Annotated in this window: 12 protein-coding genes; 8 read left to right on the top strand and 4 right to left on the bottom strand. The window is 73.6% G+C overall.

The features are described 5' to 3' along the window. Positions 1 to 55 precede the first annotated feature (55 nt). The gene (hxlB, locus tag ASG28_RS00495) at positions 56 to 685 is read right to left on the bottom strand and encodes a 6-phospho-3-hexuloisomerase (protein ID WP_055970883.1); all 630 of its coding nucleotides are present in this window, start codon (positions 683 to 685) and stop codon (positions 56 to 58) included. A 191-nt stretch (positions 686 to 876) separates the two neighbouring features. On the opposite strand from hxlB, the gene ASG28_RS00490 reads away from it, so the two are divergent. Continuing rightward, complete coding sequence (locus ASG28_RS00490) at positions 877 to 2,661, top strand: GAF domain-containing protein (RefSeq protein WP_157485590.1); 1,785 nt, start codon at positions 877 to 879, stop codon at positions 2,659 to 2,661. Between the two features lie 125 nt (positions 2,662 to 2,786). Here the strand turns inward: ASG28_RS00490 and ASG28_RS00485 are convergent, their stop codons facing one another. After that, positions 2,787 to 3,602: a DUF817 domain-containing protein gene (locus ASG28_RS00485; RefSeq protein WP_200925226.1), complete on the bottom strand. Its 816-nt coding sequence runs from the start codon at positions 3,600 to 3,602 to the stop codon at positions 2,787 to 2,789. A 219-nt stretch (positions 3,603 to 3,821) separates the two neighbouring features. On the opposite strand from ASG28_RS00485, the gene ASG28_RS00480 reads away from it, so the two are divergent. Beyond that, on the top strand, positions 3,822 to 5,000 hold the full coding sequence (locus ASG28_RS00480) for a hypothetical protein (RefSeq protein WP_055970879.1): 1,179 nt from the start codon (positions 3,822 to 3,824) through the stop codon (positions 4,998 to 5,000). A gap of 370 nt (positions 5,001 to 5,370) precedes the next feature. Here the strand turns inward: ASG28_RS00480 and ASG28_RS00475 are convergent, their stop codons facing one another. Next, positions 5,371 to 5,685: a hypothetical protein gene (locus tag ASG28_RS00475; protein ID WP_055970877.1), complete on the bottom strand. Its 315-nt coding sequence runs from the start codon at positions 5,683 to 5,685 to the stop codon at positions 5,371 to 5,373. 334 nt (positions 5,686 to 6,019) lie between these two features. Between ASG28_RS00475 and ASG28_RS00470 the strand changes: the two genes are divergently transcribed. The 6 genes from ASG28_RS00470 to ASG28_RS00445 all read left to right on the top strand — a co-directional run bounded on the left by ASG28_RS00470 (position 6,020) and on the right by ASG28_RS00445 (position 12,970). Next, entirely contained in the window at positions 6,020 to 6,808 is a 789-nt protein-coding gene (locus ASG28_RS00470) for a DeoR/GlpR family DNA-binding transcription regulator (RefSeq protein WP_043595999.1), read from the top strand. Positions 6,809 to 6,879: 71 nt separating this feature from the next. Further along, the gene (locus ASG28_RS00465) at positions 6,880 to 7,848 is read left to right on the top strand and encodes a 1-phosphofructokinase family hexose kinase (protein WP_055970875.1); all 969 of its coding nucleotides are present in this window, start codon (positions 6,880 to 6,882) and stop codon (positions 7,846 to 7,848) included. Positions 7,849 to 7,881: 33 nt separating this feature from the next. Further along, positions 7,882 to 9,969: a PTS fructose transporter subunit IIABC gene (locus ASG28_RS00460; protein WP_055970873.1), complete on the top strand. Its 2,088-nt coding sequence runs from the start codon at positions 7,882 to 7,884 to the stop codon at positions 9,967 to 9,969. Positions 9,970 to 10,115: 146 nt separating this feature from the next. Further along, positions 10,116 to 10,892 (top strand): hypothetical protein, encoded by a 777-nt coding sequence (locus ASG28_RS00455; protein ID WP_055970872.1) that lies wholly within the window; start codon positions 10,116 to 10,118, stop codon positions 10,890 to 10,892. 85 nt (positions 10,893 to 10,977) lie between these two features. Next, positions 10,978 to 11,727, top strand: coding sequence for a gamma-glutamyl-gamma-aminobutyrate hydrolase family protein (locus tag ASG28_RS00450; protein ID WP_055970869.1), 750 nt, complete (start codon positions 10,978 to 10,980; stop codon positions 11,725 to 11,727). A 28-nt stretch (positions 11,728 to 11,755) separates the two neighbouring features. Continuing rightward, positions 11,756 to 12,970, top strand: a complete 1,215-nt coding sequence (locus tag ASG28_RS00445; protein ID WP_157485589.1) for a Fic family protein — start codon at positions 11,756 to 11,758, stop codon at positions 12,968 to 12,970. On the opposite strand, the gene ASG28_RS00440 is transcribed toward ASG28_RS00445, so the two are convergent. Continuing rightward, positions 12,967 to 13,746: an SDR family NAD(P)-dependent oxidoreductase gene (locus ASG28_RS00440; RefSeq protein ID WP_055970865.1), complete on the bottom strand. Its 780-nt coding sequence runs from the start codon at positions 13,744 to 13,746 to the stop codon at positions 12,967 to 12,969. The genes ASG28_RS00445 and ASG28_RS00440 overlap by 4 nt on opposite strands. Positions 13,747 to 13,963 lie beyond the last annotated feature (217 nt).

Below are 13,963 nucleotides of genomic sequence, written 5' to 3'. Positions count from 1 at the left end.
GACAGCGCATCGACGGCGCGATGCTGAGGGCGCCGCGCGCGGAGGTGGAGGGCGGCTACTCGAGGTTGGCGTGGCGGGGCCAGAGTTCGTCGGCGTCGGCACCCGAACGCTTCCACAGCGCGTGGAAGACGGCGTCGCCGAGCAGCACGACCGTCTGCTCGAACAGGCCGCCGGCGTACTGCGACGAGGCGGCTCCCGAGCGGTCCTGCTTGTCGGCGGCGGGGACCACGAGCACGGCCTCGGCCAGGTCGGCCAGCGGCGAGTCGGCGGCGGTGGTGATCGCGGCCACCCGGGCCCCGGCGTCGACGGCCGTGCGGGCCGCGGCGACGATGCCGGACGTCGTGCCCGAGCCGCTCGCGGTGAGCAGCACGTCTCCGTCGGCGATGGCGGGAGTCGTCACCTCGCCGACGACGTGCACCTCGAGACCGAGGTGCATCAGCCGCATCGCGGTCATGCGCAGGGCGAGCCCCGAGCGACCCGCGCCGTGGACGAAGACGCGCTCGGCGTCGTCGAGCAGGTCGGCGAAGGCGTCGAGCTGACCGGAGGTGTCGGACGAGTCGTCGCCCCCGGCGTCGGCGTCGAGCACCGCCGAGACGGCGGCGTCGACCTCGTCCGCGACGAGCTCGAGGGCGGTGGCGACGGAACCGTGGTCGTCGTCGGGGGACGTGCTGTCTGCGGGAGTCACGCGTACCAGCCTGCTCGCCCCGCGCCTCCTGCGTCCAGGTTCGGGCGGACTCCCCGGAACGACGGGGCCGCGCAGGGGTGCGACCACAAGGGGGGCCACCGCGGACCCGCACTGGGGGCAGCCCGGCGCACGCCCGCTGCCTACCCTGGGACGGGGGGACGAGACACCGAGAGACACCCGAGGAGCACCACGTGACCAGGACGGTCGACACACCCGCGCACCCGACGCGCAGCTACGAGCGGCTGAGGCCTGCCATGCGCCTGTTCTACCTGTGGACGCTCTCGCGCTCGCGCCACGTCCCTTCTCCGCGCGGCCGGCCGACCTACCGGGCGGACTCGCCCGACCCCGACACCGTGCTGCTGATCGGCACGGGCCCGACCCACGGTTTCGGCGTGACGAGCCACGAGCAGGCGCTCACAGGCCAGATCGCCAAGGAGACCTCGAAGAACACCGGACGTGCGTGCTCGGTGGACTACATCGGCGACGAGATGATGAACGCCGGGTCGGCCCGCTCGTGGATCGGCGACCACGACCTCAGCCTGTACGACACGGTCGTCGTGATGCTCGGCCTCAACGACGCCGTCATGCTCACCCCGCTCGACAGCTGGCAGCGCGACGTCACGTCGCTCGTCACCGACCTGACGCGCCGCGTCCACCCGACCGCCCGCATCGTCCTGGTCGGCGTGCAGCCCGTGCGCTCGGTGACGCGGTTCGACAACCCGTTCGGATCGGTCGCCGACCGGCACGCCGCGCGCATGAACGAGATCACCGAGCGGGTCGCCTCGCAGCACCCGTCGACCTCGTACTTCCGGCTGCCCCCGGGCGAGCTGCAGCCCGGGCGCCCGCACGGCTGCGAGACGATGTACCGGCAGTGGGGCGCCGTGGTCGCCGACCGGGTGGCCCCGACCCTCGACGTGGTGCGCCGCGGCGAATCGGTCGAGCACATCCCGCGCACCTCGGTGGCACCCCTCGTGCCCGAGCGCGTCGCGGCCCAGCTCGAGGTGGCCCGACTGGCGGCGTCGGTGGCCGCGCCGGCCCCGGTCGACCCGGTCGTCGCACGGCTCGAGGCCGCGCGGGCGGCCGTCGCCCGGCTCGAGGCCGAGCAGGCCGTCGCGGCGCGCCCGGCAGCCGTACCCGCACCCGCACCGCTGCCGACACCTGCCACGACGCCCGCGCCGATGCCGACGCCTGCACCCGTGAGCGCATCCCTGAGCACGCCCGCGACCACCGCAGGAACCGCGTCCGTCCCGTCGACCGGCACCGCGCCTCCTGCCCGTCCGCGGCGGGCACTGCCCGAGCCGACCTTCGAGTGGTCGGGCGCCGAGACGCTGGTCGAGCTCGCGAGCACCGGCGGCTCGGACACCCTGCAGGACCTCGCCCGCCGCGCCGAGAAGGAGTTCGGCGTCGACGTCGCCGTCGTCTCGCTGCTCGACGGCAAGAAGCTGTACTACGCCGTCAACACCGAGCTGCTGCCGGTGTCGATCCCGCGCGAGCTGACCTTCTGCGACGTGACCGTGGCGGCCGACGCGCCCGTGATCGTCGAGGACGCCCGCAAGGACGACCGGTTCAAGGACAACCCCTACCTCGACCTGAACCACGGGTACTTCTACGCAGGACACCCGATCCACTCGTCGACGGGCGAGGCGATCGGCACGTTCTGCCTGCACAACACCCGCCCCCGCAAGGCGAAGAGCGTGTCGTCCGAGAAGCTGGCCGAGTTCGCCCGCCTCGCCGAGATCGAGCTGCAGAGCTACGAGACGGCCGACGGGGGCCACGACCTGCCGACGATGTACGAGACCCGGGAGGCGGCGGTCGCGGCGGCCGTGTCGGGTCGCGCCCCGCAGGCGGCCGCGCTGGCCCAGGACGTGGCCGACGCCGCGGGCGCCGTCCCCGTGGGCGCCATCCCCGTGGCCGCCGCTGTCGCCGCACTGACCGCGCCGGCCCCCACGCGCGTCGGGCGCCACGCCGCCCCCTGACGCGACCCGCGAGCGAGGACGCACCACGTCCGCGTCGTCGAACCACCCGGGAGCACGGTTCGACGACGCGACGGTGGTGCGACCGTCACGCCGTCACGCCGTCACGCCGTCACCCCGGCACGCCGTCACGGTCGCCGCGGCCCCTTCCGCTGCTTCAGCCACAACACGAGCATGAAGCTGAAGATCACGAGCACCATCCACGAGCCGATCTTGCTGGGGTGCACGAGGCTCCAGCCGTCGGCCTGCGAGGCGTAGGTCCAGGCGCCGAGCAGGGTCGCGGCGTTCTCGGCGACCCAGATGAACAGCCCGATCAGGGCGAACGAGACGAGCAACGGCATGCGGCGATCGAGGCCCCGCACGCGGAAGGTCACCGACCGCCGGGCGATCAGCAGCGCGGCGACGCCGAGCAGCACCCAGCGCAGGTCGGTGATCCAGTGGTTCGTGAAGAAGTTGACGTAGAAGCCGACCGCGACGGCCATGGTCGCCACCATCGGCACGGGGTCGACGCGCAGGTCGAGCCGTCGCCACGCCTGGCAGATGTAGCTCGCGACGGCCGCGTACATGAAGCCGCTGTAGAGCGGCACGTCACCCAGGCGCAGCACGCCGGGCTCCGGGTACGACCACGATCCGATCGCCACCTTGAACACCTCGAGCCCGAGGCCCAGGACGTGGAAGACGCAGATGACGAGCAGTTCGTCCCGGGTCTCGAGCCGCGTCGCGACGAGGACGACCTGCACGAGCAGACACCAGATCAGCAGGGCGTCGTAGCGCGGGATGCCCACGTCCACCACGCGGGTCACGGCGAGCCCGGCGAAGATCGCGACGGCGAACGCGCACGAGAGGGCCTGGTCGCGGCCGAAGGCCAGCAGGTCGAGCAGGGACTCACGCGTGCGGGCGGCGCGACCCAGGCGGTGACGCGGGACGATCTCGACGGCGGACACCGCGCCTCCTCGGTTCGTCGTCGGCACGGGCCGGGTGGCCGCACCGTCGCCCCGACGGGTGCGACCTCGTCCACGCTACGAACCCCGAGGAGGCGCGGCGTCCGTCCCGAGGACCACCCGCCTCCTCCGCGGGTCGCGAGATCCGCAGGGCCGATCGGTCCGGTCTCGATCGGGTGACGACGGTTTCGCGACGAAACCTCGTCTTCTAGGCTCGGCGGCATGGAGCACAGCCGCCGCACCTCCGGGCCCTGGGCCGGGTACGCCCTCGTCGTCCCGGGCCTCGTCGCGGCGGCCTGCGTCGGCCTTCTCGTCGCGGCGTGTGCCCGGGTGATGCCCGGCGAGCCGATCGATCGTCCGGTCGCCGAGGTCGTGGGCGCCGCACCCGACTGCACGACCTCGGGGGCCGGTTTCGCGATGCCGCCCCCGACCTCGGACGACGAGGCGCCCTCACGGCCCGAGCCCCCACGCTCGGGATCGGTGCCGGAGGGGTTCGTGCCGACCTCGGTCGTGGAGTGCGGCCTCGCGTCGACGACCGTCCTGGACCGGCCCGACGGCCTCTGGAGTTCGGTCACCGAGACGACCCGCGGCGGAGACCTCGGCCGACTGCTCGCGGCCCTGTCCGAGCCGAACGGCCGGAGCCTGCCGGTCTGCACGGCGGACTTCGAGCTCGTGGCCGACCTCTGGCTCGTGGACGCATCCGGTGCCTCGATGCGCGCAGCCCACCCCGTCGACGGGTGCGGCAAGACGACGGGCGACACGCGACCGGCCGTCGCCGCCCTCCCCGTGTCGGCCGAACGGGACGTCCCCGTGAATCTGATCGAGAGCCGCGACGCCCTCGACGCGGGGTGCAGCACGTCCGCGACGACACCGACGTTCGTCGACGCGAACGATCTCGGCGTCGAGGGGCTCCCGCCCGACGGCGACGCGACGGACCACGACGACGGGGGCGCCACGTCCCTGCCCGCCGCGCCGGCGCTGCCCGAACCGGCCGTCGTCGACCCCGCCGATCTCGACCGGGTGTGCCTGTACCGCGTCGCCGCGCCGCACGACGAGCCCGTCCCGGCCGGCAGCCCCGGGGTCGGTGACGCCGACGCAGGCTTCGGCTCCGGATCCTCCGTGCCGACGAAGTCCGGGGTGTCGGCGACCTTCCATCGTGTCGTCCCGCTCGACCCGACCACGGCCGAGGCACTCGTCGAGGCGATGGACGGCCCTCCCGTCGGTGGCGACTGCTCCGACCGCCCGACCTCGATCGCCACCCTCCCGCTCTCGGAGCCCGGCGCGTGGCCGGTCGACGTCGCCCTGACGATCGAACTCGACGGGTGCCGGCGGCTCTCCGCGGGCGGCGGGCAGGCGCACGCCCTGCCGCCCGTCCTCGCCGAAGCGCTGCTCGTCCGTTGACACGCGAGAGCCCCCTCGCCGTGCGGCGAGGGGGCTCTCGTGGGGTGCTCGTCGGCGTCCCGCGCTGCGGGCCGCTGGTACGCACCGTCGACGGGCCGGGCGTCAGCCCGTCCGAAGTCGTGCACCGGGCCGAGGCCCGGGACGGTCAGATCTGGTCGTCGTCCACCAGGCCGGCCACGAAGGGGTAACGGTCGGCCACGTACTCGTGGAGGTCGGGGTGGACGAGGGTGTCGAGCGAGGGAAGCGAGGAGGTCATGGTCGGGCCGTTCAGTCGAGGTCGTCGGTGTCGTCGAGTGCCGTGTCGAAGTAGGACACGTGGTCGCCGACCTGATCGGCGAGGATGCGCTGTGCGAACGTCATCGTGCCCGCCTCAGGCCGACATCGCGTGAGCCGGGGCGGCCACGAGGAAGTCGGCGTAGGTGGGCTCGTCGAGCCGGGGGACGGCCGAGACGGCTGCCGAGATCGGTGCGGCCAGGGCGACGGCCGCGACACGCGCCCGACGGCGACGGGGGTAGGTCTCGATGCGGACGGCCGGCACGCGGGGGTCGCGGCGGTAGAGACCGGCGTCGACGCGACCGGTGGTCGGGCGGGTCGTCGCGGGGCGGGCCGAAGCGACCGTTCCGCGGACGAGGGAGACGAGTTGCTCGTGGCCGAGGCCCTGGAGCGAGGCGCTGCTGGTGTTCATGTTCTTCTCATTTCTGGCGACCCTGCGTCACCTGAGGAACTTGCTGGAACTGCGGGCACCGCCCGTGAAGTCGGTGCCCGTACCGCCGTGAACCGGTACGTCCCTCACTGTGACAGGTGGATAGCTAGAGGAACTAGCCAGATCGGCAAGAGTGCGCATTGCGGACATGGCCGACCGTCGCGGATGCGCGATCTGCGTTCTTCTTCGTTTTTCTGGTTTTGTCTTGTTTTCTCTGTGGAAGCGTCGTACAGTCGGCCCACACGGCACGGAACACCGCCGAATGGACAGCAGCAGCACGAGCAACGGCAGCACCGCGAGACGACGAGGAGGTCGCATGTACGCCACCGAACGGCACGAGTCGATCGCCGAAGCCCTGCGCTCGGCCGGCCGGGTGTCGGTCAGCGACCTCGCCCTGCGCCTCGACGTCACGGCCGAGACGGTCCGCCGCGACCTCGACGCCCTCGAGCAGGCGGGTCTGCTGCAGCGCGTGCACGGCGGTGCCGTCGCCGCCGGCCGCTCCAGCGTCAGCGAGCTGAGCCTGAGCGAGCGCGAGACCCGACACAGCCCCGAGAAGACGTCCGTCGCCCAGGCCGCCGCGCACCTCGTGCCCCCGACGTTCACGGGGTCGATCGCCCTCGATGCCGGCACCACCACGGCCGCCGTCGCCGCCGAGCTCGCCCGCTGGGCCCCGGCGACACCCGGCACCGTCCTCACCGTCATCACCAACGCCGTCCCGATCGCGGCGCTGCTGCAGCACAGCCCCCATGTCGACCTGCACCTGCTCGGCGGACGCGTCCGCGGCCTGACCAGCGCCGCCGTCGGCACGAGCACGGTCGAGCAGATCCAGGCCCTGCGACCCGACATCGTCTTCGTCGGCGCCAACGGCCTCAGCGCCGGCTTCGGCCTGTCGACCCCCGACGAGTTCGAGGGCGCCGTCAAGTCGGCCTACGTCCGCGCCGGACGTCGCGTCGTCGCCGTGGTCGACCAGACCAAGCACGGCGAGGAGGCGCTGGTGCGGTTCGCGCGCCTGGCCGAGATCGACACCGTGGTCACCGACGCGCTCCCCGCGCCCGACCTGGGCGAGGCGCTCGAGCTCGCCGACGTCGAGGTGATCGTCGCATGAGCGCCTCGACCCCCGCGCCACGCCCCGTCGTGGCCCCGCTCGACCCCGCACCGCTGCCAGGAGGCACCCGCATGATCCTCACCGTCACCGCGAACCCCTCGCTCGACCGCACGATCGAGCTGCCGGGCACCCTGCAGCGGGGTGCCGTGCAGCGCTCGGTCAGCACGACGGACGAGCCCGGCGGCAAGGGCGTCAACGTGTCCCGGGCCCTCGCGGCGTCGGGCGCCGAGACCGTGGCCCTGCTGCCCGGTGCCCTCGACGACCCGGTCCTCGTCGCCCTGCGCGAGCGGGGCGTGCCGACCGTCAACCTGCCGATCGACCAGCGCCTCCGGGCCAACGTCACCCTGACCGAGCCCGGCGGCACGACCACCAAGATCAACGAGCTCGGCCCCGACCTCGGCGCCCACGTGGACGAGCTCACCGCGCTCGTCGTCGAGCACGCGGCCCTCGCCTCGTGGCTGGTGCTCGCGGGCTCGCTGCCGCCCGGCCTGCCGACGACCTGGCTGGCCGACGTCGTCCGGGCCGTGCGCGCCTCCTGCGGTGACGCCGCCCCGCGCATCGCGGTCGACTCGTCGGGCGAGCCGTTCGCGGCCCTGATCGCGTCGGGCGTCGGGATCGACCTCGTCAAGCCCAACGCCGACGAACTCGCCGAGATCGTCGGCGGCGACCCCGAGGCGTACGAGGCCGACCCGGCCTCGGCCGTCGCCGGAGCCCGACGCCTGCGCGAACTCGGCGTCGAGACCGTGCTGCTCACCCTCGGCAGCGCGGGCGCCCTGTTGATCGACGACGAGGGGTCGTGGTTCGCCGCCGCCCCCGTCATCACCGCCCTGAGCACGGTGGGCGCCGGCGACTCGTCGCTGTCCGGCTACCTGCTCGCCGAGACGGCCGGGGCCCCCGCCCCGGCCCGCCTCGCCCAGGCCGTCGCGTCCGGGGCCGCCGCCGCGGCCCTGCCCGGCAGCATCGTCCCCCGCCTCGACCAGACCTTCCCTGACGACATCGACGTCGTCCCGATGGCCCCCGCGGCCGTCGGGCACCTCTGAGCAGCGTCGCCCAACCCCAAGGAGCAGAACAGCATGTCATCCCTCATCAGCACCGACCTCGTCGGTCTCGACGAAGACCTGGGCGGCACGTCGACCGACGTCATCCGCGCCCTGGCCGCGCGCGTCGCGGCCTCGGGCCGCGCCGGCTCGGCCGACTCGCTCGCCGACGACGCCATCAAGCGTGAGGCCTCGGTCGGCACCGGCGTCCCCGGCGGCATCGCGATCCCCCACGCCCGGTCGGCCTCGGTCACCGAGCCCACCCTCGCCTTCTCCCGGCTCGCGCGCACGGTCGGCTTCGGAGCCCCCGACGGCGATGCCGACATCGTCTTCATGATCGCGGTGCCCGAGGGCGCCGACGGCGACCACCTGACGGTCCTCTCGACCCTCGCCCGCGCCCTCATCCGCGACGACTTCACCGCCGCCCTCCGCGCCGCGAAGACGCCCGCCGACATCGTGCAGCTCGTCGACGACGAGGTCAGCGGCGAGGTCGCCGAGACGCGCGGCACCACCGCCACCTCCGCGGCCGGCGCGACCAGCGCCTCCTCGTCCGCGGCCGAACCCACGGGTGACGGCGCGCGTCGCCCGAAGCTGGTCGGCGTCACCGCCTGCCCCACCGGCATCGCTCACACCTTCATGGCCGCCGACGCCCTCGTCGCCGCGGCGAAGCGCCTCGGCGCCGACCTGCAGATCGAACCGCAGGGCTCGGGCACGGTCACCCCCCTCGACCCGGCCGTCATCGCCGAGGCCGACGCCGTGATCTTCGCCGTCGACGTCGACGTGCGCGACCAGGGCCGCTTCGCCGGCAAGCCCGTCGTCCGCGGACCGGTCAAGCGCGGCGTCGACGCTCCCGACGCCATGGTGAAGGAGGCGCTGGCCGCCGCCAAGGACCCGAACGCCGCCCGCGTGGGCGGCACGGCCGGCGCCGCCGGTGCCGCCGCGGGCTCCGCCACCGAGAAGCAGGGCTTCGGCTCGTCGCTCAAGCGCTGGCTGCTGACCGGCGTCTCGTACATGATCCCGTTCGTCGCCGGTGGCGGCCTGCTGCTCGCCCTGGGCTTCCTGCTCTCGGGCTACGAGATCGCCGGCAACGCCGCCACGGTGCTGACCGACTACTCGCTGTTCAACCTGCCGCCCGAGGGCCTGATGTACTTCCTCGGTGCCGCCGCGTTCCAGATCGGCAACCTGTCGATGGGCTTCCTCGTCGCCGCCTTGGCCGGTTACATCGCCTACGCGATCGCCGATCGACCCGGCATCGCCCCCGGTTTCGTCGCCGGCGCCGTCGCCGTCTTCATGGGCGCCGGCTTCATCGGCGGTCTCGTCGGTGGTCTGCTCGCCGGCTTCGCCGCCTACTGGATCGGCAAGCCCGACGTGCCCCGCTGGCTGCGCGGCCTGATGCCCGTCGTGATCATCCCGCTGCTCGCGTCGATCTTCGCCTCGGGTCTGCTCGTGCTCGTGCTCGGCGGCCCGATCGCCGCCCTGACGGTCGCCCTGACCGACTTCCTCAACGGCCTCAGCGGCACCGGGGCGATCGTCCTCGGCGTCATCCTCGGCCTCATGATGTGCATCGACCTCGGTGGCCCGGTCAACAAGGTCGCGTACTCGTTCGCCGTCGCCGGCCTGTCGGCGGGCTCCATCAGCGACAACCCCGCTCCGCTGATGATCATGGCCGCCGTGATGGGCGCCGGCATGGTGCCGCCCCTGGCCATGGCCCTCGCCTCGACCGTGCTCTACCGCAAGGGCTTCTCGCAGGTCGAGCGCTCCAACGGCACGGCCGCCTGGCTGCTCGGCGCCTCGTTCATCTCGGAGGGCGCCATCCCGTTCGCCGCGGCCGACCCGCTGCGCGTCATCCCCGCGAGCATGGTCGGAGGCGCGGTGACCGGAGCCATCTCGATGGCCGCCGGCGTCACGTCGCAGGCACCCCACGGTGGCATCTTCGTGTTCTTCGCGATCGGCAACCTGGGCATGTGGGCGCTGGCGATCGTCGCCGGCACCGTGGTGAGCGCGTTCGTGCTCGTCCTGCTGAAGAAGTTCGTCCGCCGCGGCGCGGCCGCCGGGGCCGACGCGTCGGCCGAGGCCGCCGAGGCCGGTTCGGTCGTCGGCCAGCGCAGCCCCGTCGCCGCGTAGGCGCGGAGGCGCGTCGCCGCTGAGGTGACCACACGAGGAGGCGCGCTCCGGGGAGTCCCGGAGCGCGCCTCCTTCGCCGTGGACGGGCCGCGGACGGGCGGTCGCGTCCTCTACCCTGGCGTGAGCAACCGATTGGACCCCACGCCGTGACCGACATGAGCCTGAGGCTCCCCACCACCCATTTCCGTGCCGTGCTCGACCTGGGCCAGCGCCCGGCCGCGCAGACGCCGCTGCCGACCGCGCTCGGCAAGCCGAACCTCTACGCCGAGTACGACGACGACGACCTGATCACCGCGCTGTACGTCGGCTACGAGACCGGGCAGGTGCACCTCGAGACCACGCCCTCCGGCGACGTCGAGCACCACTTCCACCTCGCGAACGGCGACGACAGCGACCTCAGCCCCTTCGGCGTCGCCGACACGCGGGTGCTCGTCGAGTGGTCGACCCGGCTGATCGTCGACCTGCACCGCCGCATGCCCGACCTGCTCGACGAGGTCGACGAGGCCGCCGCCTGGCACGACGCCGGCTTCGACCTCTACGTCTGCGAGGTCGAGGAGCCCCGCAAGCTCGACCTGATCGAGGTCGACATCGAAGGCGAGCTGCTCACCCTGCCGTGGCTCGGCTCGGGCGCCGTCGAGCACGACCACATCGAGGGCGACGACCACCCGATCGCGCTGAGCTGGACGCCGCAGGGCGCGTCCGACGCCGTGCCGATCGCCGAGGCCTGGCTCGACCCGCGGACCGACCAGCCCCTCACGAAGGCCCTGCCCGGCATCGACTGGGACGCCGTCGGCTGGGGTCGCGACGAGGTGCTCCCCTGGCTCGAGGCGATCTACATGAACCACCACGTGCTGCCCGACGCGGCCGGCACGATCCTCACGGGCGTGCTCGAACGGCTCGGCGGGATCGACGGCACCGACTAGCGACCCGTCGCGCCCGGCTCCGCGGGGCCGGGGCGGGGACGGCGTCGCGGGGCCGGGGCCGGGGCCGGGCTGCCAGGATGGCGAGATGAGCGACTCGCCCACACCGCGCCTCCTGAACCTGTTGGTCCTCGACGTGACCGACGAGGCCCGCGACGACCCCGCGTTCGAGCGCGAGCTCGACGAGCTGTCGACCTCCGTGGTCGCCGCCGCCGAGCAGGTCGGCTTCGCGGTGCGCCGGGTGCCCGCGAACCGGCTCGGCGACGTGCACGCCGCCCTCGCCGAGGCCGACGCGGTGCTCGTCACCGGCGGTGAGGACGTCGACCCGAGCCACTACGGCGGCCCCGCCGACTACCCGGGGCGGGGCCAGACCTTCGCCGACGCCGACCGGGTGCAGTTCGAGGTGGTGCGCGGGTCCGTGGAGGCGCGGGTGCCGCTGGTCGGCATCTGTCGCGGCATGCAGGTGGTCGACGTGGCGCTCGGCGGCGACCTCGTGCAGCACCTCGACCACCCCGGCCACGTGAACCCCGACAGCGTCGAGGACAGCATGGTCGACCACCCGGTCCGCCTCGCGGACGGCAGCACGCTCGCGACGATGCTCGGCACGACGTCGCTCGTCGTGCGCAGCTCGCACCACCAGGCGGTGGGACGCCTGGGCGAGGGGCTGCGCGCGGTGGCCTGGGCCGACGACGGCACGGTCGAGGCCGTCGAACACGACACGGCGCCGGTGTGGTGCGTCCAGTGGCACCCCGAGGACCGCGGGGCGACCGGCACGGTGCTGACCGACCTGCTCGTCGCGGCACGCGACGCCGCCCTCGTTCGTCGAGAGAACGTTTGATCCACTAACCATGGCTAAGGTGGATGGCATGCCCATGGTTCCTCCGCCCTCGTGGCCGCGGGTCGAGTACGAGAGCCACCCCTGGGACGACGACGAGGACGCCCCGCTCTCCCGCCGAGCTCGACTGCGGTCACGCGGGCCGTACGAGGCCGCCGTCACCCCGGCCATCGCCGGGGCGGCCGCGCCGAACCTGCCCGCGGACCTCGTGGTCGACTGCGAGGACGCCGTCGCCGAGCTGGCCCGCTTCGACGCCGAGGTGGGAGCGTTCACCGCCCCTTTCGCGGCGATCCTGCTGCGGAGCGAGAGCGCGTCGAGCTCCGAGATCGAGAACCTCACGGCCATGCCCCGTGGCATCGCCCTCGCCGCCCTCGGCCGCAAGGCCGGGACGAACGCCCGGCTCGTCATCGCCAACGCCCACGCGATGGAGGCCGCCGTCGCCCTGGCCGACGACCTCGACGACGCTGCCGTGATCGCGATGCACGCGGCCCTCCTGGGCGACGAGCAACCGCATCACACGGGCCGCTGGCGCGATCAGCAGGTGTGGATCGGCGGCACGGGAACGAGCCCGCACACGGCGGACTTCGTGCCGCCCCGCGCCGAGAGGGTGACGCGAGCCATGGAGGACGTGCTCGCCTTCGCCCGTCGTGACGACCTGCCGGCCCTCGTGCACGTCGCGCTGACCCACGCGCAGTTCGAGACCATCCACCCCTTCCCCGACGGCAACGGCAGGACGGGTCGCGCGATCGTCCACTCGATGCTGCGACGGCTGGGCGTCATGCGTCAGGTGACGGTGCCGGTCTCGGCCGGCCTCCTGCGGGACGCCTCGGGGTACTTCGACGCACTCGGGGCCTATCGCGACGGCGACGTCGAGCCGATCGTCCGCGCCTTCACCCGCGCGACCGTCGAGGCGGTCGACAACGGCCGTTCGCTCGTGACCGACCTGACCCGGCTCCGCCTGCAGTGGGACGAACTCACGACCGCCCGCGCGGGGTCGGTCGGTCGACGCCTGCTCGACGTGCTGCAACGCCAGCCCGTCGTCGACGTGCCGTCGGTCGCCCGCGAACTCGGGGTCGCGACGAACAACGCCCGGGCCGGCATCGAGCGACTCGTCGACGACGGCATCGTGCGGCCGATCGGTGAGGCACGCCGCGGACGCCTGTACGAGGCGCCCGACGTGCTCGTCGCCCTCGACGCGTTCGCCGTGCGGGCCAAGCGCGGCCGACGACCCGGGCCCGGCGCCTAGCGCTCGCGGACGATCAGGGCCGAGGCCGCGGTCACGAGCCGGCGGGGCAGGAAGCGGTGCGCCTGGGCGCCGATCGCGTTGCCGAGCCCGCTGACCACGACGGGACGACGGCGGCGCACGGCCCGCAGTGCCGCGGTGACGACCTGCTCGGGCGTCTGGCGACCGCTCGTGAGGAAGTCGCTCCCGGTCGCGGCGAAGAACCCGGTCTCGGTCGCCCCCGGGCAGAGGGCCGTGACGGTGACGCCCGACCCGCGCACCTCGGCGTGCAGCGCCTCGCTGAACGAGAGCACGAACGCCTTGGTCGCCCCGTAGACCGCCATCGTCGGGATCGGCTGGAACGCCGCGGTCGAGGCGACGTTGACCACCGTGCCGCGTCGGCGGGCCGTCATGCCGGGCAGCAGCGCGCGCGTCAGCGCGACCACCTGCGAGCAGTTGAGGTGTACCTGCCCCTGGACGGCGGCGGGGTCGGACTCGGCGAACGCCCCGTGCGAGCCGACGCCGGCGTTGTTCACCAGCACGTCGATCGCGCGGTCGGCGACCGCGGCCAGGACGGTCTCGACCCCGTCGGGCGTCGACAGGTCGGCGACCACGGCCGTGAACGACCCGGAGGCGCGGGTCGCCTCGAGCTCGGCCCTCACCTGCTCGAGGCGGTCGCCGCTACGCGCCACGATCACCACATCGTGGTCGGGCGCGAGCCGCCGGGCGAACTCGGCGCCGATGCCGCCGGACGCGCCGGTGACGAGGGCGGTGGGCAGGGACGCGGTGGGTGCGGGCATGCGCCCATCCTGCCCGACGGGGTGCCGGCCCTCCGACGAGGACGCACCACCGTCGCGTCGTCGAACCACCCGCGGGGGTGGTTCGACGACGCGAGCGTGGTGCGGCCTCGAGCAGGAGGCGCGGCTCGGGGCGCGCGGGGCGGGCGGCACGTCCTGGCCGAGAAACGAGGATCGGCCCGCATTGTTTTGAATCCTTCAAAAGAAGGCGTATGGTGGG

This window comes from Frigoribacterium sp. Leaf415 (assembly GCF_001424645.1).
Taxonomy (GTDB): Bacteria; Actinomycetota; Actinomycetes; order Actinomycetales; family Microbacteriaceae; genus Frigoribacterium.
This window is presented reverse-complemented; position numbering and strand designations above follow the sequence as displayed.